A 25,208-nucleotide genomic window follows, 5' to 3' on the forward strand; every position below is an offset into this window, starting at 1 on the left:
AGCCTGTCGAAGCGGCCGGATGAACTGACCTTTTGAGTGCGGCCAAGCCAATGGTCGCCGGCCCTGGCCGTTATCCAGTCAAGCGCTGTCTTCGGGCAGAACTTAGGTGGTACCGCGGCCAAGCCGTCCTATTTTCTTAGGGCGGCTTTTTGTTTGGTTCGACTGACAATCCTAGGAGGCACAATGATGTACGATCACAAGGCGATTGAGAAAAAGTGGCAGAAGCGCTGGCACGAGCACAACACCTTCAACACGACAACCGATCCCAACAAGAAGAACTACTACGCGCTGGACATGTTCCCGTACCCGTCCGGCCAGGGCCTGCACGTCGGCCACCCCGAGGGCTACACGGCCACGGACATCATCGCCCGCATGAAGCGCGCGCAGGGCTACAACGTGCTGCACCCGATGGGCTGGGACGCGTTCGGCCTGCCGGCGGAGCAGTACGCCCTGAACACCGGCCATGACCCGAAGGACTTCACGAAGCAAAACATCGAAAACTTCAAGCGCCAGATCAACTCGCTCGGCTTTTCCTACGACTGGAACCGCGAGATCGCAACCACGGACCCGGGCTACTACAAGTGGACCCAGTGGATCTTCGAGCAGATGTACAAGCGCGGCCTGGCCTACGAGGCCGAGGTCGCGGTCAACTGGAGCCCGGACCTCGGCACCGTGGTCGCCAACGAAGAGGTGATCGACGGCAAGACCGAGCGCGGCGGCTTCCCGGTCATCCGCAAGCCGATGCGCCAGTGGGTCCTGAAGATCACGGCCTACGCCGATCGCCTTTTGGACGGCCTGGACGACCTCGACTGGCCTGAACCGATCAAGCAGATGCAGCGCAACTGGATCGGCCGCTCGGTCGGCGCGCAGGTGACCTTCCAGGTCGCGGACAACGACCTGGCCTTCGACGTGTTCACCACGCGCCCGGACACCCTGTTCGGCGCCAGCTACTGCGTGATGGCCCCGGAGCACGAGCTGGTCGACCAGATCACCACCCCTGAGCAGCGTGAGGCAATCGCCGCCTACAAGAAGGCGATTGCCTCCAAGTCCGACCTCGAGCGCACGGACCTGAACAAGGACAAGACCGGCGTGTGGACCGGCGCGTACGCGATCAACCCGATCAACGGCGAGCGCCTGCCGATCTGGATTTCCGATTACGTGCTGGCCAGCTACGGCACCGGCGCCATCATGGCGGTGCCGGCCCACGACGAGCGCGACTACGCCTTCGCCAAGAAGTTCGGCCTGAAGATCACCCCGGTCATCGAAGGCGGCGACGTCGCAACGGCGGCCTACACCGGCGACGGCCAGCACATCAACTCCGGCTTCCTGAACGGCCTGGACAAGGCCCAGGCGATTGACAAGGCGATCGCCTGGCTCAGCGAGAAGGGCGTCGGCGAAAAGCACGTCAACTACAAGCTGCGCGACTGGGTCTTCTCCCGCCAGCGCTACTGGGGCGAGCCGATTCCCGTCATCCACTGGGAGGACGGCGAGACCACGCTGGTGCCCGAAGACCAGCTGCCGCTGGTGCTGCCCGAAGAGGCGGACATCAAGCCGAGCGGCACCGGCGAGTCCCCGCTGGCCAACCTGGACGACTGGGTGAACGTGGTCGACGCAAACGGCCGCAAGGGGAAGCGCGAGACCAACACGATGCCGCAGTGGGCGGGCTCGTCCTGGTACTTCCTGCGCTTCGTCGACCCGCACAACAAGGAGGCTCTGGCCGATTACGAGAAGCTGCGCCAGTGGACGCCAGTCGACCTGTACATCGGCGGCGCCGAGCACGCCGTTTTGCACCTGCTGTACGCGCGTTTTTGGAACCTTTTCCTCTACGACATCGGCGTGGCGCCTTACAAGGAGCCGTTCCAGCGCCTGTTCAACCAGGGGATGATCCTCGGCGACAACCACGAGAAGATGAGCAAGAGCAAGGGCAACGTCGTCAACCCGGACGACGTGGTCGCCGAGTACGGCGCCGACACCCTGCGCCTCTACGAGATGTTTATGGGCCCGCTTGACGCCGGCATCGCCTGGAGCACCACCGGCCTGGCCGGCGCGCGCAAGTTCCTCGACCGCGTCTACAGCACCTTCGTCGACGACGACGGCAAGATGCGCGACCACATCACCACCATCAACGACGGCAAGCTCGACAAGGTCTACAACGAGACGGTCAAAAAGGTCACCGAGGACTACTCGGCGCTGCACTTCAACACCGCCATCTCCGCGATGATGGTCTTCATCAACGAGGCCCACAAGGTCGACGCGCTTCCTTACGAGTACGTCGAGGGCTTCGTGAAGCTGCTCGCGCCGATCGCGCCGCACCTGATGGAGGAGATCTGGCAGATCCTCGGCCACGAGCACACGCTGACCTACGCCCCATGGCCGACGGTCGACGAAAGCAAGCTGGTGGACACGACGGTCACTATGGTGATCCAGGTCAACGGCAAGCTGCGCGGCAACCTCGAAGTCGCCGTCGACGCCGACCCGGAAGCGGTCAAGGCAGAGGCCAAGGCGCTGGAAAACGTCCAGAAGTTCATCGCGGGCAAGACCATCGTCAAGGAAATCGTGATTCCAAACAAGATCGTGAACATCGTGGTGAAGTAACCCAGAGCGGAGCAAGGCGTTCTTAGCGGGACAGGTAGCGCTAGGCCAGTGCTTGGGCCGCACTTTGGCCCGAGTGCTGGCCTAGGGCTAGACGCTCCCGCGTTGCCTTGCGGAGCTCGACGATGACCCAGAGCGGAGCGCGGCACACTTAGCGGGACGGGTTGCCTAGCCAAGGTGCTTGGGCCGGACTTTGGCCCGAGTGCTGGTCTTAGCTGGAGGAGTGGCCGTTGCCTTGCGGAGCTCGACGATGACCAGAGCGGAGCGCGGCGCACTTAGCGGACGACTTGCCGGGCAGTGCCGCGTGCACCGCAGCCAGTAAATTTTGAATCCAACGAAGGGGTCCCGCCGCGGCGGGGCCCCTTTTTGGAGGCGACAACAACGTAAAGAAACCGTAAGGCCACCGAATCGGTTTGAAAGCGGCGGGTGCGGTGGGTAGAATGGGTGTATATGTCTATTGATGGGAGAAGTGTATGGATAAGCAGAACGTGGCGGCCAAGCCGGAGCGCAGCGCCAAGGAGCTGATGCTGCGCGGCTCGGCTTGGATGACCGCCGGCAGCATTTTGTCTCGGGTGCTGGGCGCCATCTACATCATTCCCTGGCGCATCTGGCTGGGCGCCGCCTACCTGACGGCCAACGCCCTGTTCACCAAGGGGTACCAGATTTACAACATCTTCCTGATCGTGTCGACCGCCGGCGTGCCGGGGGCCATCTCCAAGCAGATTGCGCGCTACAACGCGATGAACGAGTACAAAACGGGGATGCGCCTGTTCTACCACGGCGCCGTGGCGATGTCGATCATGGGCGTCCTGGCCTGCGGGCTCCTGTGGGTGCTGGCCCCGGTTTTGGCGCTCAAAGACGCCGCGTTGACCCAGGTCTTTCGCACCCTGGCGTGGCCGCTGCTCTTGATCCCACTGCTGTCCGTGATGCGCGGGTTCTTCCAGGGCTACAACGAGATGGCGCCGAGCGCCTTGAGCCAGTTCATCGAGCAGGTCGCGCGCGTCATCTATATGCTGCTCATGACCTACACCATCATGGTGATCGGCAACCACAACTACGTGGACGCCGTGGCGCAGTCGACCTTTGCGGCCTTCGTCGGCGCGGTGTTCGGCCTGCTGCTGTTGGTCCTGCACTTCTTCCGCCAGCGCGGCCGCTTCGCCGAGCTCGCCGCGTCGAGCGCCGGCAACGTGCACATCTCGACCAAGCGCATTTTGCTTGAAATCGCCCAGCAGGCGTTCCCGTTCATCGTGATGGGCGCGGCGACCAACCTCTACTACATCATCGACCAGTACACCTTCGACCCGATGATGCTGACGCACTACATCGTCTCCAAGCACGCGCTGAGCGAGCTGTACGCGCTGTTCGCCGGCAACGCCAACAAGCTGATCATGATCGTCGTCTCCCTGGCGGTGGCGATGGCCTCAACGGCGCTGCCGCTTCTGGCTGCGGCCAAAACGCGCGGCGTGGGCAAGGAGATTGCCGACAACATCACCAACATCCTGCAGCTGTTCTTCATCGTGATGATTCCAAGCGCCCTGGGGATGGCCGCAGTGTCGCAGCCGCTTTACGTCGTGTTCTTCGGCTACGACAAGCTCGGCATCTCGGTGATGGAGCTGTCGTCGTTTCTGGCCGTGTTCTTCGGCCTGTTCACGGTGCTGGCCTCGGTTTTGCAGGGGCTGTTCCACAACCGCCTGGCGATGAAAATCATGGTGGTCGGTGTTCTCGTCAAGTTCATCTTCCAGTGGCCGTTAATCGTGTTGTTCAACGTGTACGGCCCGACGCTGGCCACGATGCTGGGCATGGCGGCGTCGATTGCGCTGATGCTGTGGCAGCTGCAGACGCTGTACCACTTCCGGGCCCGCCAGACGTTGCGGCGGCTGATCGGCATCACCACCTTTTCCGTTGTGATGGCCGTCGTCGTGCGCGCGCTGGTGTGGGCGCTGTCGCTCGTGCTGAACCCGGCCAGCGGGATGCAGAGCATGCTGATGCTCGCCATCGCGCTGCCGGTCGGCGTCGCCATCTACGCTTACGCGGTGCTCAAGACGCGCCTGGCCGATCTGATCATCGGTCGGCGCATCGGCAGCATTCGCCAGAAGCTGCACATCGGGTGAGCGCATGAGACTAGACCGCTACTTGAGCAACCTGCAGTACGGCAGCCGCAAGGAGGTGCGCCGCATCATCAAGGCAGCGCGCGTCACCGTCGCCGGTGCGCTGCAACGCGACCCGGGCTTTGACGTGCCAAAAGGGGCCGCCGTCGCCCTCGACGGGGTGGTGCTGGACCAGGACTTCGCCGTCTACTACCTGCTGAACAAGCCGGCCGGCGTGGTGACCGCCAACCGCGACGACCACGACCGCACCGTGATGGACCTGATCGCGCCGGGCGACGTGCGCCCCGGCCTGTACCCGGTCGGGCGGCTGGACAAGGACACCACCGGGCTCTTGCTTTTGACCAACGACGGCACGCTCGGCCACAACCTGCTGGCGCCCGGCCGCCACGTGCCCAAGACCTACCGCGCAACGCTGGCGCAGCCGTTCACTTTGGTTCAGCGCGGGCCGCTTGAGGCCGGGATCGCCTTCAAGGACTTCACCAGCCAGCCGGCGACCGTGGCCGTGGTGCCGGGCACCGACGCGCGCCAGGTCGAGTTGACCATCGGCGAGGGCAAGTACCACCAAGTCAAGCGGATGTTTCTGGCCGTCGGTAACGAGGTGGTTGCGCTGCACCGCGTGGCCATGGGCCCGCTGACGCTGCCGGCCGACCTGCCTGCCGGGCAGTACCGCTCGCTTGAGCCGGCCGAGCTGGCCGCGCTCAAGGCGCTACTGCCCAAGCGGTAGGGCGCAGGGAAAACTGATTGGACGCTAAAACAGGCGCCGTCTTCGCTAATCTTGCGAAGACGGCGCCCGTTTGTTGGGCTCGCGGGGCAGCCGGCAGCCGGCTGCCGCTTGGCGCGCACGGCCCCGACTGGTGGCATTCGTCGATTCGGTGGCGGTCGGTGGCGTTACAAGTGGTATGTGGCCGTCACTGGTGGTTGGGCCGTTACAGCCGGTTGGCCGCGGCGCGCGCCATGTAGGTCGGCAGCGCCGCAATCACCCGGGTTGGCAGGGCGACGTACTGCGTGGCAGCCAGCTCCTCGGCGATTGCGCTGTGCGTGTACACCGCGGCGTTGATCGCGGCGGTGGTGTAGCCGAACTGGCCGATGAAGGCGGCGAGGATGCCGACCAGGGTATCGCCCGTGCCGCCGGTCGCCTGCGCCGGGGTGCCGATTGGGTTGACGAAGCTGGCCTCCGGGGCGTGAATCTGGGTGCGGTGGCTTTTGACCACGACGGTGCCGGGGAGGGTTCGGGCGGCGCTTGCGTTGGCCGCCGGCGTCTGATCGGCGATGGCAAGGCCGGACAGGCGCTGCCACTCCATCTGGTGCGGCGTCCAGACGGTCTTGCGGTGGGTGACGCGCAGGCCGGTTTGCGCAATCATCGTCAGCGCGGAGCCGTCCAGGATCAGCGCCTGCGTCGCGGTCAGGTTGGCCAGGGTGACGGCGAGAATCTCCTGCGCGGTTTCGTTGGTGCCAAGGCCCGGGCCGATGGCGACGACGTCCGCCTCGGGCACGGTGTGGCGCAGGCGGGCGCCGTCGTACGGCAGCACCATCGCCTCGGGCAGGCGCGCGTGCAGCGCCGCGTGGTTGCAGGGCGCGCAGGCGACGGTGGTCAGCCCGGCCCCGGCGTGCACGGCGGCGCTTGCGGCCATGATGGCGGCGCCGCCGAAATGCTCGTTGCCGCCGATAATCAGGATGCGCCCGAACTGGCCCTTGTGGCTGTCCGCCGGGCGCGGCGCGATGACCTGCGTGACGCAGGCCGAAGTCAGAGTTTCCATTCAATCACCTCTGCTTCAGTTTACCGCACTGGCCGCCCGCCGGGAAAAAAATCGCGCAGGGCCTTGGCAAACGCGTGGGGTTTTGCTATTATAATATCTGTTGTTGCCGCAATGGCGGAATTGGCAGACGCGCAGTGTTCAGGTCGCTGTATGGTTATCCATGTGCAGGTTCGACTCCTGTTTGCGGCATTAGCAATAACGAGTGACACGTCGAGAGATCGGCGTGTTTTTTTGTGCCCAGGGCGGAGCTAGGCGAACTTAGGCAACCGCGCAGCGTAAGGGTAGCGCTTGGGGCGGGCTTTGCCCCGAGTGCCACCCTTAGCTGAGCGCGTCGCCGTTGCCTAGCGCAGCCCGACGATGGCCCAAGGCGGAGCTAGGCGAACTTAGGCAACCGGCTAGCGTAAGGCGAGGACTGGGGGCGGTCTTTGCCCCGAGTCCTCGCCTTAGCTGGACGAGTGGCCGTTGTCTAGCGCAGCCCGACGATGGCCAGGACGCAGCGAGGCGGGCTTTGCGGGACGCACCTGAGCGCGGCAATCGCTCGGACACGTTCGCCAGCGCGAATAATTTTGATCCCGCGGCAAATAGGGGTTGGCAAACCCCCGACTTCTTGATATACTAACTTCTGTTGTTGCCGCAATGGCGGAATTGGCAGACGCGCAGTGTTCAGGTCGCTGTATGGTTATCCATGTGCAGGTTCGACTCCTGTTTGCGGCATTAGCAATAACGAGTGACACGTCGAGAGATCGGCGTGTTTTTTTGTGCCCAGGGCGAAGCAAGGTGCACTCAGCAGCCCGATGTCCTTGTGGTCAGCCATACGGCCCCAGCCGACACCGCGGACATTTGACTTGCCAGATTGCGATTCCGGCGTTAGACTAATCGCAACGGATTACACATAGGCGTCACGGATTCTTAGTCCTTACTAGGCTGAGGGTTCGTGACGCTTTTTTGAGTCACGCGAGGAGGGATTGCATGTTTGGAATCGTGATGCGACACACGCACGGCGCCGCCCGGTTCAGCTTTTTCCTAGCACCCCTGGTGATGCTCGGGGAGGTGTTCAGCGACTTGCAGCAGCCGACTTTGATGGCCGGCATCATCGACCACGGGCTTGCGCGCGGCGACATGAGCTACGTCGTGCACCAGGCGGGGCTGATGGCGATGTTTGCCGTGTTCGGGCTGATGTGCGGCGCGGGGTGCGGCGTGCTCGGCAGCTAAGCCTCTTTGAACATGGGGGCCAAGCTGCGCGAGCGGATGCTCGCCATCGCGTTGGCGGACCGCTTGCCGGGCGGCCTGGCGCCGGCCACCCTGATCACGCGCATCACCAACGACGTGACGCAGATGCAAAACCTCGTGATGATGATCACCCGGGGGATGGTGCGCTCGCCGATGCTGATGATCGGCGGCATCGTGATGTCTGTGCTGGTCTGCCCGGCGCTTGCGCCGATCCTGTTCGTCGCGCTGCCGCTTTTGGTGATTTTCATGGCGGTGGTGGTGCGGCGCAGCCTGCCCAAGTACCTGGCGATGCAGGAGCAGGTGGACGGCATGAACCGCGTGATGCAGGAGAACCTGCAGGGCGCCAAGACCATCAAGGCCTACGTGCTGGAGCCTCACCAGCTCGGCCAGTTCAAGGCGGCCAACCGCACGCTGACCGGCAGCTCGCTTGACGCGGCGATGGCGACGGTGTGGCTGGCGCCGGTGATCCAGCTGGTGCTGAACCTCGGCGTCGTGGTGGCGCTGGGCTACGGCGGCAAGCTGGCCATCGCCGGCAGCATCTCCAGCGGCCAGATCATCGCCTTCGTCAACTACATGATCCAGATCACCACCGCGATGATCGGCACGGTCAACATCATCACGGCCTTCTCGCGCGCGATCACCTCGGCCGGGCGGGTGCAGGCGGTGCTGGACGCTTCGGTGCCGGCGCCAACGGCTGCCGCGGATGCGCCGGCACCGGCGGACGCCGCCGTCGCGTTCGAGCACGTGACCTTCGGCTACTCGACCGCCAAGCCGATTCTCGAAGACATCAGCTTCACGGTGCCGGACGGGCAGTGGCTGGGCATCATCGGCACCACCGGCAGAGGCAAAACCAGCCTGATCAACCTGCTGACGCGGGTCTACGACGACTACGACGGGCGCATCACCCTCGGCGGCGTGGAGGTGCGCGACCTCAGCCTGACCGCGGTGCACCAGCGCGTCCGCGTGGCGATGCAAGACGCGCTGCTGTTCTCCGGCACAGTGGCCGACAACCTGGCTTACGGCGCGCCGGCCGCCGATTCGGCCGCGCTGGTGGCCGGGGCCACGGTGGCCAACGCCGACGAGTTCCTGACGCCGCTGCCCGAAGCCCTCGGCAACACGGTGCAGCAGGGCGGCAAGAACTTCTCCGGCGGCCAAAGGCAGCGGCTGAACATCGCCCGCGCGGTGGTGCCGGATTCGCCGGTGCTGGTGATGGACGACGCGACCAGCGCCGTCGACCAGGTGACCAACGCACGGATCCAAAACCGCCTGGTGGCCGCGCGGCGCCACCGCACCACGGTGATCATCTCTCAGCGCGTCAGCAACATCCGCCACGCCGACCAGATCCTGGTGATGGAGGGCGGCCGCATCACGGCGCGCGGCACGCACGAGGAACTAATCGAAAGCTCGCCGTTTTACCGGCGGCTGGTCCAAACCCAGTTGGGGGGAATCTGAGATGCAGATGATGATGCGCCGCGGGCCGCGCAACCCGCACCGCCAAAAAGTTGAGCTGCACGACGTCAGGGCCATCCTGCGTCGGATCGCCGGGTACCTGGGCGACTACCGCAAATCCCTTGTTGTGGTCTTTTTGCTGACCGTGTTCACCACCCTGAGCACCATCGTCGGCAACCGCGTCAACGGCATCGTGGTCGACCGCTACATCGCCCGCGGCCGGCTGCAGGCCCTGTTGACCGTGTGCGCGCTGCTGGCGGCGATGTACGTGGTGTCAAGCGTCTGCACCTACTTCCAGAGTGCCTTGATGATTAAGGCCGCGCAGCGCACCGCCGCCGCGATTCGCGAGGATGTGTTCGCCAACCTGCAGCGGCTGCCGATGCGCTACTTCGACCGCCACGACAACGGCGACATCATGAGCCGCCTGACCAACGACGTCGACAACATCAACACGGCGCTGATGCAAAGCTTCGTCCAGCTGTTCACCGGGGTGATCGCGGTGCTCGGGATGGGGGCGGCGATGCTGATCCTCTCGCCGGTGCTGACTCTGATTGCGCTTTTGGCCACGGTGATGACCTACACCTTTTCCAAGGCGGTCGCACGCATCACCCAGGCCGCCTTCACCACGCAGCAGCAGGCGCTCGGGGCCCTGAACACGCAGATTGAAGAAAGCGTGTCGGGCAAGCGCGTCGTGCAGCTGTTCGACCACGGGCCGAGCACGGAGGCCACGTTCGCGAAGACCAACGCGGCGTACACACGGGCGGCCTTCATCGCCCAGGCCTTCTCCAGCGCGATGGGGCCGTTCAACAACATGACCAACAACGTCGCGTACCTGCTGATCACGGCGGTCGGCGCCGTCTCGATCCTCAATGGCTCGCACACCGTGACGGTCGGGGTGATCTTCACCTTCCTGATCTACCTGCGCAACTTCACCGGGCCGATCAACAACGTGCTGGACCTGATCAACACGCTGCAGCTGTCTTTGGCCTCGGCGCAGCGCGTGTTCGCGCTGATCGACGAGCAGCCGGAGCAGGATCTGCCGGACGCCGCGCCGCTTGCGGCGACGACTGGGCACGTGGTGTTTGACCACGTCGATTTTGCCTACGACACCCGGCCGATCCTTCAAGACGTCAACCTGACCGCGGAACCGGGCACGGTGGTCGCGCTGGTCGGCCCGACCGGCGCGGGCAAGACCACCATCATGAACCTGCTGACCAACCTCTACCCGCTGAAGAGCGGGCGGGTGCTGCTCGACGGGGTCGACGTCACGACGCTTCGGCGCCGGGACCTGCGGCGGCTGGTGACGGTCGTGCAGCAGGAGCCGTTCATGTTTCAGCAGACCATCCGCGAAAACATTCGCCTGGGCCGGCCGGACGCAACCGATGCGGAGGTTGAGCTGGCCGCTCGCGAGGCCAACGCCCACGGCTTCATCACCCAGCTGCCGGAAGGCTACGACACCCTTTTGACCGCCAACGCCAGCGGCATCTCCCAGGGCCAGCGGCAGCTTCTGAGCATCGCGCGCGCCTTCATCACCCAGGCGCCGGTGCTGGTGCTGGACGAGGCGACGGCCGCCATCGACTCCAACACCGAGGCCGTCGTGCAGGAAGCGATGACCGCCCTGATGCGCGGCAAGACCAGCTTCGTGATCGCCCACCGGCTATCCACGATTCAAAACGCCGACCAGATTCTGGTGATCTCAGGCGGGCGGGTCGTCGAGTCCGGCCGACACAAGGACCTGCTGGCGCGCGGCGGGGCCTACGCGGCGCTTTACAACAGCCAGTTCGATCAGGCGTGACATTGTCAAAATAACGGCCCACACCGCGGCGCAGTCTGGTACACTTGACTTATCAGACATGAATCGAGGGGCCGAACATGAAAAAACTGGGACTGCTGATTTTGACCATCATTGGCGTGGGCCTTGCGGGCTGTGCGAAGCAAAGCCAGACGCCGACCAGCGCGCCGATCGTGCAGGAAACCGGCACGAAGACGCTGCACAAGTACGTCAAGGTGCCGCTGCAAAAGGCCTGGACCACGTTTTTGACCGAGCAGCCCGGCACCGTGGTCACCGGCATCGCGCTCAAGCAGGCCAAGGCCGGCTACGCCTACCACGTGACGGGCGTGGACGACGACCACCAGTACGTCCTGACCATCAACGCCAAGAGCGGCAAGGTGACCAAGACCACGGAGACGGCGCTTGACGCCAAGGATGCCGGCGGCGCCAGCAAGGACGCGGACGGCTTCTCGCGCTCCGGCCTGCAGAGCCTGACGGCGGTGACGGAGCTTGCGGAAAGCCAGATCGGCGGCGGCGACGCCTACGAGTGGCGGCTGGAAAAAGACGACGGCAGCACGGTCTGGAACGTCACGGTCACGGCCGACAAGAAGGTCACCATCGTCACCATCGACGCGTACGGCGGCGAGATCCTCAAGACTCAGGCGGCCAAGTAGGTCCGCACAAACAGGGCGCCCCTTCGAAAGAAGGGGCGCCCTGTTTGTGTGTGACTTACCTTGCGATGGTCGTGTGGTAGTGCAGGTCGTTGAGGTTGTGGTCTTGAAGGATGGTGTCGATGTAGCGGCGCAGGCTTGGCACCTTGTAGGCGATGCGGTAGCCCGCAGTCTGCCTGAGCTTGGCGAGCTCGGCCTTGTCCGGGCTGTCCTCGCCGGCGAAGAAGCGGCGGTTCAGCTCGCCGAGAAAATCGGCGGCGGCGACCAGCTGCTTGTCGGTGATGTCCTTGCGCTGGTAGAGGCTTTCGACCGCCAGGCGCGCGCCGTTGCCGGAAAACAGGCCGCGCAGGTAGCGCTGATAGTGGACCAGGTCGGGGTTTTTGCGCTCGGCCTTGGTCAACACCGGCGTCAGGTTCACGGCGTGGCGCCGGTAGTCCAGGCTGGTCGGCGTCAGGGAGACGACGCCGTAGCCGCCCGGCGTCACCGAGAAGCTGCCGCTGACGATCTCGGTGGTGGCGCAGTGGCCGGCGGGGTCCGCGGCGATGTCTTGGGCGTGAATGTGCCCGGAGAACAGCACCGGCACCCGGTAGCGGGTCAAGAGCTTCTGGAGGGCTTCGGTGTTGTTGAGCACGTAGCCGTGGTGCACCACGCGGTTGTGCACGTACAGGTTGTGGTGCATGAACACCAGGCTGGTGCGCCCGGCCTTTTGCCCCGCTTGAAGCTGGCGGTCAAGCCAGCTCAGGGTCTTGTCGCTGAGCTCGCCGCCGGTGTTCGGGTTGGTCGCCGACGCCTGCACCGGGTAGATGTTGGAGTCGAGCATCACCAGCTGGTAGTCGTGGTTCAGGGCGACCACGTAGCTCAGCGAGTCCGGATCGGTGGCGCGGGCGTGGGCGTAGCTTTCGCTGAAAACGTCGCGCCAGTCGTCGGGGCCGATCTGCGGCGTGCGCAGCTGCTCCTTGCCCTGGTACTTGCGCGCCCAGCCGTCGTAGATGTCGTGGTTGCCCGGGATCACCAGCAGGGGGATGCCGGCCTTTGAAAGCGGTGCGAACCTGCGCACCAGCGACTTGGCCGAAATCAGCTCGCCGTTGAAGGTGACGTCGCCGGTGATGATCACCGCCGTGGGCTTGGACTTGAGCGCCGCGTGGACGAAGGCCCGCAGCGCCACCGGCTGGTAGTTCAAGTCCTTGCCGGCCGCGCTTTGCTTGATCTCGGTGAAGGCCTTCTTGCCGTCGTGCAGGCTGGGGGCGATGAAGTGGGTGTCGGACATGACCCACAGGCGGGGGCTGGCGCTTGCGGTCAGGGCGCCGGGGGTGCTCGCCTTGCGCGGGGCCAGCGCGACCAGCCCCCAGGCGATGCCGGTCATGGCCGCCAGGGCCATGACACTTGCGATGAGACGTTTCATAATCATCCTCACTTATCCACAAGATGTTGTGGATACTGGGGATAAAATCGCCTGCTGCCACAAAATGTTGTAGTGATCTTGGCCGGATGGCCGATTACATTATACCGCGTTTGGCGCGGGCGTGCCGGTCAATTCCGGGCCGGCCGCAGGCGTTGGGCTTCCAGGCTGCGGCGCGGCGGCCGCGGCGGGTTCGAGGTGGATCACGCCGTCCAGTTGCGCCGCCACCGCCGGCGTCAGGTGGTGGGTGACCCAGATCTGGGTGCGGTCGGGCAGTGCCAGCAGTGCCGACTCGATAGCCCGGGTGCTGGCCGGGTCCAGGTTGGCCAGCGCCTCGTCCAGCAGCAGGATCGGCCGCCCGGACACCAGCGCACGCGTCAGCGCCAGCCGCTGCTTTTGGCCGCCGGACAGGTTGCCGCCGTTCAGGTCGAGCACCGTGTCCAGCCCGGTAGGAAGCGCCGCAACCACCGCGTCAAGCCCGGTGGCGGCCAGCGCCTGCGCCAGCGCGGATTCGGCCACCGGCTGGCCGAGCGTCAGGTTCTCGCGCAGCGTCAGGTTGAACAGGACCGGCTGCTGCGAGACGACGGCGATCTGCTGGTGCAGGGACGCCGGGGCGACGGTGGCGACGTCCTGGCCGTCAAAGCGGTAGCGGCCGGTGGCCGGCGTTTTCTGCCCCGCCAGAATCGCCAGCAGGGTGGACTTACCGGCACCGCTGGGGCCGACGATCGCGTAGCGGCCGCCCGCCGCGAAGCGGGCGCCAAAGCCCTGAAGCACCGGGGCGTCTGCGTCGGGGTAGGTGTAGCCGATGCCGTCCAGCACCAGCGCGTCCTGCAGCGGGCCGGCCAGCGGCGCGGTGGGCAGCTGCGGGCGCGGCACCGCGCGGAACTTCGCGAGGATCGGGCCAGTGGTGTCGAGCTCGGCGACGTTGGCGACCAGCCCGGTCAGGCTTGAAAACATCGTGCCGGCCAGCTGCTGGGCCGTGACGAAGACGCCGAGCGGGACGCGGTGGCGCAGAAACAGCCAGCCGGTCAGCGCCAGAATGGCCAGCTGGCACAGGAAGCTGACGCCGTTGGTGACGGCGAACATCCGCCCCTCCGCCCTGGCGTAGGCGACCCGCGCCGCCGCCAGGTGTTTGGACTGCGCGGCGGCCGTGGCGGCCAGCTGCTCGGTCTGGTTCAGCATGTCGAGCTGGTCGAAGCCGCTCAGCCGGTCGCTCATCGCGGTGGTCAGCGCCTCATTGGCCGTGGTGGTCGCCAGATTCGTGCGGGCCATCGCCTGCGTCAGCGGCCGCGGCGCGACCAGCATGACGAAGGTCAACGCGACGCCGGCAAGCGCGAGCAGCCAGTGGTAGTGCCACAGCGTGACGGTCGCCAGCACCACCGCCAGCGCCTGCCAGGCGGCCATCCAGAAGTTTTCCAGCCCGTACTCCTGAATCGTGGTGACGTCATTGGTCAGCCAGGACAGGTAGGTCGGCACCCCGTGGCGGTGAAAAAGCTGCGGCGTGGTCCGACCCAGCCGGCGGGCGAGGGCGGCGCGCAGGCCGCCTGCGACCTGCTCGTTGACTTGCGCCTGGGTGACCGTGGTGGCAAAGCGCTGCCAGGCAAACCCGGCCAGCACCAGCAGCGTCAGGCCCAGCGCCACCAGGAAGCCGCGCGCGTCTTGTCGCGACAGCGCGGTCAGGGTGTTGCCCGAGGTGACGGTGTACAGCGTGTTCAAAATGGCGGAGATCAGCACCCAGGCGGTCGCCCGCAGGCTGAGGCCGGGATGCTGGCGGAGCAACAGCAAAACGTTTTTCATCGGCGGCCTCCCTTGCCGCCGCGCGGGGACTTGCCGGTGAGGCCGCGGTCCAGGGACTTGCGCCGCTTGGCCTGCTTGACCATCCGGCTCATCGCCTTGGCCTGCGTGCGGTCGGCCTTGGTCGGCGCTTTGGTCATCGCGGCCTGAAACTGGGTGAAGGCCGCAAAGGTCGCTTCGTCAAGCGTGCCGGCTTTCAGCGCCGCCTGCACGGCGCAGCCCGGCTCCGTCTGGTGGCGGCAGTCGCTGAAGCGGCACTGGGCGGCCAGCGCCGTGACGGCCGCAAACTGCGCCTCAAGCCCGCTGCCGGCGGATTCGACGCCGATGGCGCGCATGCCCGGGGTGTCGATCACCACGGTGCCGCTGGGCAGCACGAAGGCCTGCCGAGCGGTGGTGGCGTGGCGGCCGTGGCTGTCGTCCTCGCGAATCGTGCGCGTGGCCAGGGTCAACCCCAGCAGCTTGGCCAAAAGGGTGGACTTGCCGACGCCGCTGGAGCCGACGAAGGCCAGCACGCTGTGCGGGGTCAAAAGCGGCGCCAGGGCGACTTGGGGATCCATCGCCTGGTTGATGGTCAACACCGGGGTGCCCGGCAGCGTGGCTTCGATTTGGGCGGCAATGGTCGCCAGCGTGGCCGCGTCGACCAGGTCCGTTTTGCTGATCAGCACCACCGGCTCGGCGCCGCTTGCGGCCGCGATGCCATGGAAGCGGCGCAGGCGGTTGAGGTTGAAGTCGTGGTTGGCCGACGTCACGATGACGACGTGGGTGAGGTTGGCCGCGATGCCCTGCTGCGAATCGGTGAAGCGGTTCGAGTCGCGGACCAAAAAGGTGGTGCGGGGCTGCAGCGCGTCGATCAGAAAGGTCGCGTCGGTCAGTTCGCCCTGCACGCGGTCGCCGACCACCAGCGCGGTGCGGTCCTGCTGAAGCTGGTAGCGCAGGCGGCCGCGCAGGGTCGCCGGGTAGGTCCGACCGTCGACGCTGACGCGGTAGCGGTCCTGGGACTGAAACAAAAGGGTTGCAAGTTGAGTCAATTGATTTCCTCCATCTGGGGTGACAGGCAATGCACCGGCTGCGATTCGCGCAGGTCAGCGGTGGTTGCATGAGGGTCCAGGAGGGGCGAGAGCGTCGCTCTGGTCGTCGGGCTCCGCAAGGCAACGCGGGCGCGTCTAGCTACGCCGTGGCACTCGGGGCCAAGTGCGGGCCCCAAGCGCCACGGCTAGCCTAGCCGTCCCGCTAAAAGCGCCTTGCTCCGCCCTGGTTCGTCGGGCTCCGCCGCGCAACGGCGATTCGTCCAGCTAAGGCTGGTCACTGAGCCAAAGTGCGGCTCACTGTCCAGCCTTACGCTAGCCGATCGCCTAAGTGCGCGCGGCTCCGCCCTGGTTCGTCGGGCTACGCAAGGCAACGCGGACGCGTCTAGCTACGCCGTGGCACTTGGGACCAAGTGCGGGCCCCGAGCACCACGGCTAGGCTAGCCGTCCCGCTAAGAGCGCCTTGCTCCGCCCTAGTTCTCCTGGACACAAAAAAAGCAAGCGTCTGCGCGCTTGCCGGATGAAGGAATGGTGAAGAGACCCCTGTCAGTGCAGGGCAGTCCCCTCGGGTTGTGGGCTCAAGGCGACACCAAATTCCGCATCCGCCAAGCGGCGAATTACTACCGATGTTGTGATTGCTTCTTGCATGCGATTTGGTCCTCCTTTTCCAGAGCCGATTGATTCGGTTCGATGAGCCAAGAATAACCGGTTTCTGTCGCGAATGCAAGCCATTTTTGGCCGCGGGTATGGTAAAATGGGCGAAACACAAGACGAAAGCAGGGATCTTATGCAAGTGATCATCACCGTTATCGGCACGGACAAGGTGGGCATCGTCGCCGCCGTCACGGGCCACCTGGCCAAGCAGGACATCAACATTCTGGACGTCTCCCAGACCATCATGCAGGGCGCCTTCACCATGATGCTGCTTGCCAAACTGCCGGATGCGGCCGACTTCGCGCAGGTCAAGGCCGACCTGCAGGCGCTGGGCCAGGACATCGACGTCGAGGTGCGCATCGCCCGCCAGGAAATCTTCGACGCGATGCACAAGCTTTAGGAGGCGCCATGGAAACCCAACAGATCAAAGAAACCATCCAGATGATTCGCGAGGAGAACCTCGACATCCGCACCATCACGATGGGCATCTCCCTGCTCGACTGCGTCACCGGCAGCATGGCCGACACGGCGCAAAACGTCTACGACAAGATCGTGCGCGTGGCCGCCGACCTAGTGCCGGTCGCCCGCGCGATTGAAAACGAGTACGGCATTCCGATTGTCAACAAGCGCATCGCCGTCACCCCGGCGGCGATGCTGGCCGGCGCCGACCCCGCGCCCGACTTCGCGCTTTTGGCCCAGGCCCTGGACAACGCGGCCAAGGCGGTTGAGGTCGACCTGATCGGCGGCTTCACCGCGACGGTTCAAAACGGCTGCACCAAGGCGGACCTGGCGCTGATGCACGCGATTCCGGCGGCGCTTGCCACCACCGACCGCGTCTGCGCCTCCGTCAATGTCGGCTCCACGCGCGCCGGGCTGAACATGGACGCGATTAAGCTGGCGGGGGAGGTGGTCAAGGCGGTCGCCGCCATCGACCCGAAGAACGCGATGAAGCTGGTGATTTTTGCCAACGCGGTGGAGGACAACCCGTTCATGGCCGGCGCCTTCTGGGGCGTCTCCGAGGGGGATGTCGCAATCAACACCGGCGTCTCCGGCCCAGGCGTCGTGCAGCGCGCGATCGCCGGCAAGCCCGACGCGAGCTTCGGCGAGGTCTGCGAGACCATCAAGCAGACCGCCTTCAAGGTGTCGCGCATGGGCCAGTTCGTCGGCAAGGTGGCGGCCAGCCGCCTGAACGTGCCGTTCAACATCGTCGACCTGTCGCTTGCCCCGACGCCGGCCGCCGGCGACTCGGTGGCCGAGATCCTCGAGACCCTCGGCCTCAGCCACGTCGGCACCCCCGGCACCACCGCGGCCCTGGCGCTCCTGAACGACGCGGTGAAAAAGGGCGGCATCATGGCCGCCGAGCGCGTCGGCGGGCTGTCCGGCGCCTTCATTCCGGTGTCCGAGGACGCCAACATGATCGCGGCGGCGGAAAAGGGCCAGATTACGCTGGAAAAGCTCGAGGCGATGACCGCCGTCTGCTCCGTCGGCCTGGACATGGTCGCGGTGCCGGGCGACACACCGGCCAGCACCATCAGCGGCATGATCGCCGACGAGGCGGCCATCGGCATGATCAACAACAAGACCACGGCGGTGCGCGTGATTCCGGTGCCGGGCAAGGGCGTCGGCGAGTCGATCGAGTTCGGCGGGCTGTTCGGCCGCGCACCGATCATGGCGGTCAACACCGGCGACGCCTCGGTGTTCATCAACCGCGGCGGCCACATTCCGGCCCCGATTCACAGCTTCAAGAACTGACGGCCAATCGGCGGGGGTGCCGCAACAGTGCCCCCGCCTTTTGTGTGCCCAGGGCACACCGCGCCCTCGCTGCGCCGCACCGCCCGACCGGCTGCCCCGTGTCGCACCGGTTCGGGGCAACGGCTTGGCCTTGGCGTAATCTCCTGTGGGAGGTGAGGCCATGTTTATTGCCCTCGACGAGGCGGCGCGCCCGGTCACGCTGCACAGCCACGAGCAGGCGGCCGGATTGTCCGGGCACTTCAGCTGCCCGGCCTGCCGGGCGCCGGTCGGGATTCGCAACGGGCCGGTGATGCCGGCGCATTTTTACCACCTCGGGCCGCCGTGCGACGCCAGCGAGCCGGAGTCCGCGGAGCACCTGGCCGGCAAGCTGTGGCTGATGGCGTACGGGCGCCGGCGCGGGTTCGCGGTGGTGCTGGAGCAGTACTACCCGCAGATCCGCTAGCGCGCGGACGTGGTGTGGCGGCGCCCGGGCGAGCCGGCGCTGGCCCTGGAGTTCCAGTGCAGCCCGATCGGCCTCGAGCGCCTGGCCGAGCGGACGGCGGGCTACCGCCGACTCGGGGTGCCGGTGGTCTGGATCATGGGCCGGCGCTACTTCGCGCGCCAGCCCAAGGCGTTGCAGGCAAAATTCCTGGCGTGGTCCAGGCAGCACGGCTGGCACCTGTGGTTTCTCGACGTGCGGGCGGGGCGGCTGGCGCTTTGGCGGCTCGGTGCGACCACGGCCATCACGTGGTACCACTCAGGCGGCGAGAACCGCAGTGAAAAGGCGCAGGCGCCGGTCACCGCCCGCACCGCGTGGCGCGTCGGCCAGGCCCTGCGGCATCGCGACGCCGCCGTGATGGCGCTGCAGGCGGCAAGTGCCGCGGCCCACCGCAACGTCGGCGGCGTGCCGTGGCTGGTGCACGAAGGACCCAGCGGCCTGATCGGGCTGCCGCACCCGGAGTGGCAGCTGCGCGCCTGGTGGCTGCTGGCCTTCGACGGGCAGGCCACCATCGACCGCGCGGCGGAGGCGGCGTTTTGGCGGCGCTGGCCGGCGCTGCGCACGCCGCTGGTGGCGGATGGGCAGCTGCTGGCGGCGATTGCGGCACGCTGGCACGCGGTGCTCACCGCAAGCGGGGCGTGGCGCGAGACGGCGACGGGCTGGCAGCTGGCGGCGGCGCCTTTGTGGTACCCGACGCTTGAGGCGAAGCTGGCCGCCCGGCAGCTGCCCGTGCCCGTCCGCGGCGCGCGGCGGGCGCGGTGACCCCGGCGGGGCGACGACGCCGTCCCCGCGCGACACGCGGCGTCGGCTCACGAGACACGAACGCGGCCGGCGGGCATCCACATCGGATGCCCGCCGGCCGCGTTTTCGCGTCTGATTGGGTCAGCGCACGCGTTCGCGGCGCGGGTGGCCGTAAGCCGGGTCCAGCAGCAGCTGGCGGCAGGTCGCCTGAAGCGCCTGGTAGGAGCTCAGCGCATCGAGGCGCAGGCCGCTGCTGCGCATTGAGCCGGCGTTGAACACCACGGCGGTCGGGGTCGCCCACACCCCCATCTCCTGGGCCGTGGCATGGTCGGAGGCCAGGCACTGGTGCATCGCCTCGTGGGCCCGGTCGGCGGCCAGGGTCGCGAGGTTCAGGCCGCACCGCGCGGCGGCCGCCTGCGCGAAGCCGGGCGAGTAGGCGTGGGGGTCGACGTCGAGCATCTCCTGGCTGGCCATCAAAAACGTGCGCGCCTTCTTGTTGCCCTGGAACTGCGCGGCCTTGTAGTCGAGCGACAGCTGGTAGGCCACGTCGAACAACTGGTTGCGCAGGGCGAGGTTGCGGTGGTTCATGCCGGTCTCGCGCATGTACTGGTCGATCACCTGAATCGTCACGACGGGAACGAAGTGCACCGCGACCTTGGCGGGCAGCTCGGTGAGCAGGCGGTTAACGGCGGCTTCGGCCTCGCGGCAGCGGCGGTTGATCGGATTCACGAACAAGAAGAGTTCGAGCATGACGGTTCCTCCAATGTAAAGGCTTTATTTACGTTAACTTTACCAGATTTTTACAAAACAACAAATTTTATGCTCACAACTTTGGGCTGTTGCGAATTGCCCGGGTCACCTTGTTCGTCACAGGCCCGTCCGACAGGCCAAAACGCCGGCGCAGCTCCATAAAAAATTTCATGCCAGCGGCGAAATCTTGGACCTCAAGCTCCAGCTCAAAGTCCTGCGTTTGATTAGGATAGCACGTTCGGTCGAGCGTGAGCAAGCCTGCCGCCTGCCGGCTGAGGCGGCGGGTGGTGGTCGCCGTCGCGATCACGCCAAGCGCGGACCAGGCGATTCCGCGGGCGGCTAAGGCGGCTGCGACGCTGCCGCCCGGGGTCAGCCCAGCACCGGCCGGCAGCGGGTCGGTGATCTCGGTCAATAGTCGGTTGGGCCCGGTCGGCACCTTGAGCGTCTGCTCGGCCGAATCGGCAAAGCGGCGCACCCGCAGCCCCAGCCCGGCCGCCGCAAGCGCCCCGGTCTGGGTGTCGTAGTAGCTGTTGGTCTGGCTAAACGGCGCGTCAAAGGCGAAGGCCGCTTCGATTGCCTGCGCCTGGGCCGCTGTCAGCGGCGCCTTGAGTTCCTGTTCCCGTGTGCTCATGCGTTCCACCTCCGACTTCAGTATACAGCCTGAGCCCAGTGGGTGGGGATATATGGTAGAATAGATGGAGAAATCAGGGGAGGCCTTCGCATGCAACGAGACTGGGACACTTTTTTAATGCCGTACCAACAAGCCGTCAAGGAGCTGAAGCTCAAGTTCCGCGGCATGCGGATGCAGTTCCTGCAGGCCAGCACGCACTCGCCGATCGAGATCGTGACCGGGCGCGTGAAGCCGGTGGACTCCATCATCGAAAAGCAGTCCCGGCGCTACATCACCGACGCCCTGCTTGAGTCGGACATGCAAGACATCGCCGGCCTGCGCATCCAGTGCCAGTTCGTGGAGGACATCTACGAGGTGGTCGACCTGATCCACCAGCGCAAGGACATGGAGGTGGTGGAGGAGCGCGATTACGTCACCAACGTCAAGCCGTCGGGCTACCGCAGCTACCACATGGTGATCGCCTACCCGGTCCAGATGGTGCACGGGGAAAAGAAGCTGCTCGCCGAGATTCAGATCCGCACCATGTCGATGAACTTCTGGGCCACCATTGAGCACAGCCTGAACTACAAGTACCAGGGCGAGTTCCCGACGGCCCTGAAGGAGCGCCTGAAGCGGGCGGCGGAGGCGTCGTTCATGCTGGACACCGAGATGTCCGAGATTCGCGAGGAAATCCAGGAAGCTCAGCAGCTGTTCTCCTACGGCAAGGGCCAGAGCCTGCCGCCGTACCACGCGTCAGACAAGAAGGATGATTAGATGCGCATTGCGATCGTGGCCAACTCCGGCGCCCAGACGCGCCAGGCCGAAACCAAGCTAAAAACGCTGCTCGCCGCGGCGGGCTTCACCATGGATGCGGTGCGCCCGGACGTCGTGATCACCATCGGCGGCGACGGGACGCTTTTGTCCGCCTTCCACCGCTACGCCAACGCGCTTTCAACCGTGCGCTTCATCGGCGTCCACACCGGCCACCTCGGCTTTTACACCGACTGGCGCGATTACGAGCTGGAGGAGCTGGTCGAGGCGCTGAAAAACGACTCGGGCGAAAGCGTGTCCTACCCGCTGCTCGACGTGCTGGCCGACTACGAGGACGGCACGACGTCGCACTACCTGGCGCTCAACGAGGCGACCTTAAAGCGCACCGGTGGCACCATGCGCACCGATGTGTACATCAAGGAGAACTTCTTTGAAAGCTTCCGCGGCGACGGCCTGTGCGTCGCCACGCCGACCGGCTCGACCGCGTACTCCAAGAGTAACGGCGGGGCGGTGATCCACCCGCGGCTGGACGCGATGCAGGTGACCGAGATCGCGTCGATCAACAACCGCGTGTTCCGGACGCTCGCGGCGCCCTTGATCCTGGCGCCGGACGAGTGGGTGGTGCTTCGCCCCGAGCCGTTCCAGGACTACCTGATGACCATCGACCAGTTCACCATCACGCCGCAGCTGGTCACCGAGATCCGCTTCCGCATCGCCGACGAGCGCATCCACTTCGCCCGCTACCGCCACATGCACTTCTGGGACCGGGTGGAGGACGCCTTCATCGGCGCCAAAAAGCAGCCGTGAGGTTCAAGTGGACCTACACCGGCGCGGCGCGGGTGCGCCTCGGCACCTTCCTGAAGGCGCAGGGGCTGTCTAGCATCCAGCTCAAGCGGATGAAGTACCGCAACGGCTTCGTCTTCGTCAACCACCGCCAGCGCACCACCGATTTTCGGCTGCGGCCAGGCGACGTCGTGCGCATCCAGCTGGCGCCCGAGGTCCCGGTCGACACGGTGGTGCCGACGCCCGGGCCGCTTGACATCGTCTACGAGGACCCGTACCTGCTGGTGGTGAACAAGCCGGCCGGTGTCGCCTCGATTCCGGATGCAGCCAAGGGCAACGACAGCATGGCGAACTTCGTCAAGGCGTACCTGCAGGCCAGCGGCGCGGAAAGCGCCACCATCCACGTGGTGACGCGGCTGGACCGCGACACCAGCGGGCTGATGCTGTTCGCCAAGCACGGCTTCGTCCACAGCCTGCTGGACCGCCAGCTGCACTCCAAGGACCTGATCAAGCATTACCTGGCCGTCGTGCAGGGGGCCGCCGCGCTGCCGCCGCACGGCTGGCTGGTGCTGCCGATCGGGCGCACCCAGGAGTTCTACATGAAGCGCGGGGTGGTGGTCGGCGGCAAGCCGTCGGTCACCGAGTACCGGGTTCTCGACCGCACCGACCGCGCCGCGACGGTGCTGGTGGCGCTGCACACCGGCCGCACGCACCAGATTCGCGTCCACTTCGCCGCCATCGGCCACCCGCTGTGCGGCGACAACCTGTACGGCGGCGACCGGACCCTGATCGGGCGCCAGGCGCTGCACTGCGCGACGCTGGACTTTTGGCACCCGCTCTTGCACACCAAGCTCCACTTAACTGCCGCACTGCCTTCGGATATGGTATCCTTAGGCGACAAGCTAGGAATGAGGAAGTGGGAAGATGTACCAATTATTGACTGATTCGGCCTGTGACTTACCGTTGGCCACCTTGAAGGAAAAGGACGTGGGCATCGTGTCCTTCCACTTCACCGTGGGCGACCGTGAGCTGACCGACGACATGGGCGCAAGCTACGACCTGGAGGAGTTTTACACGCAGATCAAGGCCGGCGTGATGCCGACCACCGCGCAGATCAACGTCGGCGAGTACGCCGCCTTTTTCCGCCCGTACGTGGAAGCTGGCACGCCGATCGCCTACATCGGCTTCTCCAGCGGCCTCAGCGGGTCGCTGAACAGTGCGCGGCAGGCCCGCGACCTTTTGATTGAGGAGTTCCCGGACGCGCAGATCGCCGTGGTCGACACGCTCAACGCCAGCGCCGGCGAGGGCCGCATGGTGCTCGAGGCGATTCGCCTGCGCGACAGCGGCGCGACCCTGGACGAGCTTGCGGCGTGGTTCACGGAGAACGCGCAGCGGGTGCAGTCCTGGTTCACCGTGGACTCGCTGGACTACCTGTACCACGGCGGCCGCGTGTCGCGCACCGCGGCGACGCTCGGGACGCTGCTGAACATCAAGCCGCTGTTGGACGTCGATCCGGAAGGCCACCTGCGCGTCGTGGGCAAGATTCACTCGCGCAAAAAATCGCTGCAGGCGCTCGCAGACCGGCTGCTGGCGGCTTTGCCGAGCGACCCAACGCAGCCGCTTCTGATCGCCACCAGCGGCGACTGGGACGCGGCCAACTTCGTCAAGGACCGCATCCTGGCCCAGGCGCCGACCGCCAACATTCAGGTCGGGCCGATCGGGCTGACCATCGCCAGCCACACCGGCTTCGGCTGCGTCGCGGCCTTCGTGATGGGAACGGACAAGCGCAAATAAGAGTACCGGCCAGTGGGGGCTGCACGTGCGGTTCCCGCTGGCTTTTTGCTGCGTCAAAATGCACGACAGCGGCGAAATTGGGTGATGTCAAAAATATTGGCTGGCCCGAGGCAATCCGGCGCCCTATGCTCGGCGTGAGGAGGGATGAGAGATGATTATTGGTGAGCAGTTGCGCAAGGCGCGAACCGACGCCGGCATGTCCCAAGAGCAGTTGGCGGAGTACATGGCGGTCAGCCGCCAGACCGTGTCCAACTGGGAGAACTCGCGGAGCTACCCCGACATCGAGCGCGTGATGCGCATGGCCGAGTTCTACCACCTCTCCTTAGATGAATTGTTGAGAGGTGATCGACGGATGGTGAAATCCTGGATGGACGCGACGAACGTGGCGAAGACGGGACGGCAGCTGGCCGCAACGCTTTCGCTGAACCTGCTTTTGACCATCGGCGTGGTGGTTGCAAGCCCCGTCTGGTGGGTGGCCGCGGCCCTGCTGCTGGCGCTGGTCGGCTGCATCGGGACCGCATTTGTCCTGATGATCAGGCTGATATGAGGTGATCTGATGATGTTTTGGTTGTTGATGGTTCTGGTGGCGGCCGTGGTGATCGCGGCCGTGACGCTGGCGGTGCTGACGGCGCGGCTGTTGCGCCTCGACGCCGCGGCGCGCGGGCTCGCGCACCCTAGACTGATTGGGGCGCTGGGCGCCGGCACGCAAAACGGGGTGGGCATTCTGGCCTACCTGGCGCTGCGCCGCGGGCACCCGCTGGACGCCGCGCAAGACGACGTGGGCCTGCGCACGCGGCTCAAGGTCGGCAGCGTGGCGGCGCTTACCGTTCTGCTGGCGAGCGGCGTCTGCGCCGCCTTGGTGCTGGCCTGGTGGCGATAGGGCAATGAAGGGGTGACCGCGGCAGCGCGGCCACCTTTTTTCGCTGCCCGGTGACTATTTCCCGGGAAATAAACGTCTCAAACGAATGAAATTCAGAATCGCGGTGTAAACTGCCCTTTAGGACGCTTTGCTAAATCAATATTATATAATGTGCTGATGGAATGTGCCACAAACGTGCCACCCCACGAAAAAAGAGAAG

General features: G+C 65.6%; 19 protein-coding genes, 2 tRNA genes, 2 pseudogenes and 1 other annotated feature (1 of these 24 running past the window's edge). Of the genes and pseudogenes, 17 read left to right on the forward strand and 6 right to left on the reverse strand.

What is annotated here, in order from left to right:
- Positions 1-134 (forward strand) — a binding site (T-box leader) (it extends 57 nt beyond the left edge of the window).
- Positions 135-183: 49 nt separating this feature from the next.
- The 3 genes from leuS (at position 184) to LE416_RS09180 (ending at position 5,424) form a co-directional block, all read left to right on the forward strand.
- Positions 184-2,595, forward strand: a complete 2,412-nt coding sequence (gene leuS / locus LE416_RS09170; protein WP_225048167.1) for a leucine--tRNA ligase — start codon at positions 184-186, stop codon at positions 2,593-2,595.
- A gap of 470 nt (positions 2,596-3,065) precedes the next feature.
- Positions 3,066-4,703, forward strand: coding sequence for a putative polysaccharide biosynthesis protein (locus LE416_RS09175; protein ID WP_225048168.1), 1,638 nt, complete (start codon positions 3,066-3,068; stop codon positions 4,701-4,703).
- A gap of 4 nt (positions 4,704-4,707) precedes the next feature.
- A complete protein-coding gene (locus LE416_RS09180) occupies positions 4,708-5,424 on the forward strand; it encodes a pseudouridine synthase (protein ID WP_225048169.1) in 717 nt (238 codons plus the stop codon).
- Between the two features lie 202 nt (positions 5,425-5,626).
- Here LE416_RS09180 and LE416_RS09185 read toward each other — a convergent pair whose 3' ends face one another.
- The gene (locus LE416_RS09185) at positions 5,627-6,457 is read right to left on the reverse strand and encodes an NAD(P)H-hydrate dehydratase (protein ID WP_225048170.1); all 831 of its coding nucleotides are present in this window, start codon (positions 6,455-6,457) and stop codon (positions 5,627-5,629) included.
- A 105-nt stretch (positions 6,458-6,562) separates the two neighbouring features.
- Here LE416_RS09185 and LE416_RS09190 point away from each other — a divergent pair.
- From LE416_RS09190 to LE416_RS09210, 5 genes and pseudogenes are all read left to right on the forward strand, one after another.
- Positions 6,563-6,646: transfer RNA gene (locus LE416_RS09190), tRNA-Leu, on the forward strand.
- A 441-nt stretch (positions 6,647-7,087) separates the two neighbouring features.
- Positions 7,088-7,171, forward strand: a tRNA-Leu gene (locus LE416_RS09195).
- Positions 7,172-7,426: 255 nt separating this feature from the next.
- Positions 7,427-9,139: pseudogene (locus LE416_RS09200) on the forward strand (ABC transporter ATP-binding protein).
- Between the two features lies 1 nt (position 9,140).
- Positions 9,141-10,931: an ABC transporter ATP-binding protein gene (locus LE416_RS09205; protein ID WP_225048171.1), complete on the forward strand. Its 1,791-nt coding sequence runs from the start codon at positions 9,141-9,143 to the stop codon at positions 10,929-10,931.
- Positions 10,932-11,008: 77 nt separating this feature from the next.
- The gene (locus LE416_RS09210) at positions 11,009-11,581 is read left to right on the forward strand and encodes a PepSY domain-containing protein (RefSeq protein ID WP_225048172.1); all 573 of its coding nucleotides are present in this window, start codon (positions 11,009-11,011) and stop codon (positions 11,579-11,581) included.
- A 55-nt stretch (positions 11,582-11,636) separates the two neighbouring features.
- On the opposite strand, the gene LE416_RS09215 is transcribed toward LE416_RS09210, so the two are convergent.
- The 3 genes from LE416_RS09215 to rsgA all read right to left on the reverse strand — a co-directional run bounded on the left by LE416_RS09215 (position 11,637) and on the right by rsgA (position 15,799).
- Positions 11,637-12,968, reverse strand: coding sequence for a metallophosphoesterase (locus LE416_RS09215; protein ID WP_420844383.1), 1,332 nt, complete (start codon positions 12,966-12,968; stop codon positions 11,637-11,639).
- Positions 12,969-13,079: 111 nt separating this feature from the next.
- Positions 13,080-14,774: an ABC transporter ATP-binding protein gene (locus LE416_RS09220; RefSeq protein ID WP_225048174.1), complete on the reverse strand. Its 1,695-nt coding sequence runs from the start codon at positions 14,772-14,774 to the stop codon at positions 13,080-13,082.
- Positions 14,771-15,799 (reverse strand): ribosome small subunit-dependent GTPase A, encoded by a 1,029-nt coding sequence (gene rsgA, locus LE416_RS09225; RefSeq protein ID WP_225048175.1) that lies wholly within the window; start codon positions 15,797-15,799, stop codon positions 14,771-14,773. The genes LE416_RS09220 and rsgA overlap by 4 nt, the downstream gene beginning before the upstream one ends.
- A gap of 784 nt (positions 15,800-16,583) precedes the next feature.
- Between rsgA and LE416_RS09230 the strand changes: the two genes are divergently transcribed.
- From LE416_RS09230 to LE416_RS09240, 3 genes and pseudogenes are all read left to right on the forward strand, one after another.
- Positions 16,584-16,850 (forward strand): ACT domain-containing protein, encoded by a 267-nt coding sequence (locus LE416_RS09230; RefSeq protein WP_225048176.1) that lies wholly within the window; start codon positions 16,584-16,586, stop codon positions 16,848-16,850.
- Positions 16,851-16,858: 8 nt separating this feature from the next.
- A complete protein-coding gene (locus LE416_RS09235) occupies positions 16,859-18,202 on the forward strand; it encodes a PFL family protein (protein ID WP_225048177.1) in 1,344 nt (447 codons plus the stop codon).
- Between the two features lie 160 nt (positions 18,203-18,362).
- Positions 18,363-19,442 (forward strand): annotated as a pseudogene (locus LE416_RS09240) (competence protein CoiA).
- Between the two features lie 120 nt (positions 19,443-19,562).
- On the opposite strand, the gene LE416_RS09245 reads toward LE416_RS09240, so the two are convergent.
- Together LE416_RS09245 and LE416_RS09250 are read right to left on the reverse strand one after the other, a co-directional pair.
- Positions 19,563-20,171 (reverse strand): DsbA family protein, encoded by a 609-nt coding sequence (locus tag LE416_RS09245; RefSeq protein WP_225048178.1) that lies wholly within the window; start codon positions 20,169-20,171, stop codon positions 19,563-19,565.
- Positions 20,172-20,244: 73 nt separating this feature from the next.
- Positions 20,245-20,802 (reverse strand): CYTH domain-containing protein, encoded by a 558-nt coding sequence (locus LE416_RS09250; protein ID WP_225048179.1) that lies wholly within the window; start codon positions 20,800-20,802, stop codon positions 20,245-20,247.
- Between the two features lie 90 nt (positions 20,803-20,892).
- Here LE416_RS09250 and yjbM point away from each other — a divergent pair, with 90 nt between their 5' ends.
- The 6 genes from yjbM to LE416_RS09280 all read left to right on the forward strand — a co-directional run bounded on the left by yjbM (position 20,893) and on the right by LE416_RS09280 (position 25,009).
- Positions 20,893-21,555 carry a GTP diphosphokinase gene (yjbM, locus tag LE416_RS09255; protein WP_225048180.1) on the forward strand — a complete coding sequence of 221 codons (663 nt, stop codon included), beginning with the start codon at positions 20,893-20,895 and terminating at the stop codon, positions 21,553-21,555.
- Complete coding sequence (locus LE416_RS09260) at positions 21,556-22,359, forward strand: NAD kinase (protein WP_225048181.1); 804 nt, start codon at positions 21,556-21,558, stop codon at positions 22,357-22,359.
- On the forward strand, positions 22,356-23,279 hold the full coding sequence (locus tag LE416_RS09265; protein WP_225048182.1) for an RluA family pseudouridine synthase: 924 nt from the start codon (positions 22,356-22,358) through the stop codon (positions 23,277-23,279). Before LE416_RS09260 ends, LE416_RS09265 begins: the two co-directional genes overlap by 4 nt.
- Positions 23,260-24,129, forward strand: coding sequence for a DegV family protein (locus tag LE416_RS09270; protein WP_225048183.1), 870 nt, complete (start codon positions 23,260-23,262; stop codon positions 24,127-24,129). The genes LE416_RS09265 and LE416_RS09270 overlap by 20 nt, the downstream gene beginning before the upstream one ends.
- Before the next feature lie 151 nt (positions 24,130-24,280).
- Positions 24,281-24,676 carry a helix-turn-helix domain-containing protein gene (locus LE416_RS09275; RefSeq protein ID WP_225048184.1) on the forward strand — a complete coding sequence of 132 codons (396 nt, stop codon included), beginning with the start codon at positions 24,281-24,283 and terminating at the stop codon, positions 24,674-24,676.
- Positions 24,677-24,685: 9 nt separating this feature from the next.
- Complete coding sequence (locus LE416_RS09280) at positions 24,686-25,009, forward strand: hypothetical protein (protein ID WP_225048185.1); 324 nt, start codon at positions 24,686-24,688, stop codon at positions 25,007-25,009.
- Positions 25,010-25,208 lie beyond the last annotated feature (199 nt).

Source organism: Lacticaseibacillus kribbianus (assembly GCF_020180945.1).
Classification (GTDB): domain Bacteria; phylum Bacillota; class Bacilli; order Lactobacillales; family Lactobacillaceae; genus Lacticaseibacillus; species Lacticaseibacillus kribbianus.

Excerpts from the sequence above, each read along its gene's own strand:
- LE416_RS09185 (WP_225048170.1), bottom strand. The coding sequence starts at position 6,457 with ATGGAAACTCTGACTTCGGCCTGCGTCACGCAGGTCATCGCGCCGCGC.
- LE416_RS09205 (WP_225048171.1), top strand. The coding sequence starts at position 9,141 with ATGCAGATGATGATGCGCCGCGGGCCGCGCAACCCGCACCGCCAAAAA.
- LE416_RS09175 (WP_225048168.1), top strand. The coding sequence starts at position 3,066 with ATGGATAAGCAGAACGTGGCGGCCAAGCCGGAGCGCAGCGCCAAGGAG.
- leuS (WP_225048167.1), top strand. The coding sequence starts at position 184 with ATGATGTACGATCACAAGGCGATTGAGAAAAAGTGGCAGAAGCGCTGG.
- LE416_RS09250 (WP_225048179.1), bottom strand. The coding sequence starts at position 20,802 with ATGAGCACACGGGAACAGGAACTCAAGGCGCCGCTGACAGCGGCCCAG.
- LE416_RS09270 (WP_225048183.1), top strand. The coding sequence starts at position 23,260 with ATGTACCAATTATTGACTGATTCGGCCTGTGACTTACCGTTGGCCACC.
- LE416_RS09230 (WP_225048176.1), top strand. The coding sequence starts at position 16,584 with ATGCAAGTGATCATCACCGTTATCGGCACGGACAAGGTGGGCATCGTC.
- LE416_RS09280 (WP_225048185.1), top strand. The coding sequence starts at position 24,686 with ATGATGTTTTGGTTGTTGATGGTTCTGGTGGCGGCCGTGGTGATCGCG.
- yjbM (WP_225048180.1), top strand. The coding sequence starts at position 20,893 with ATGCAACGAGACTGGGACACTTTTTTAATGCCGTACCAACAAGCCGTC.
- LE416_RS09275 (WP_225048184.1), top strand. The coding sequence starts at position 24,281 with ATGATTATTGGTGAGCAGTTGCGCAAGGCGCGAACCGACGCCGGCATG.
- LE416_RS09245 (WP_225048178.1), bottom strand. The coding sequence starts at position 20,171 with ATGCTCGAACTCTTCTTGTTCGTGAATCCGATCAACCGCCGCTGCCGC.
- LE416_RS09210 (WP_225048172.1), top strand. The coding sequence starts at position 11,009 with ATGAAAAAACTGGGACTGCTGATTTTGACCATCATTGGCGTGGGCCTT.
- LE416_RS09220 (WP_225048174.1), bottom strand. The coding sequence starts at position 14,774 with ATGAAAAACGTTTTGCTGTTGCTCCGCCAGCATCCCGGCCTCAGCCTG.
- LE416_RS09235 (WP_225048177.1), top strand. The coding sequence starts at position 16,859 with ATGGAAACCCAACAGATCAAAGAAACCATCCAGATGATTCGCGAGGAG.
- LE416_RS09180 (WP_225048169.1), top strand. The coding sequence starts at position 4,708 with ATGAGACTAGACCGCTACTTGAGCAACCTGCAGTACGGCAGCCGCAAG.
- LE416_RS09260 (WP_225048181.1), top strand. The coding sequence starts at position 21,556 with ATGCGCATTGCGATCGTGGCCAACTCCGGCGCCCAGACGCGCCAGGCC.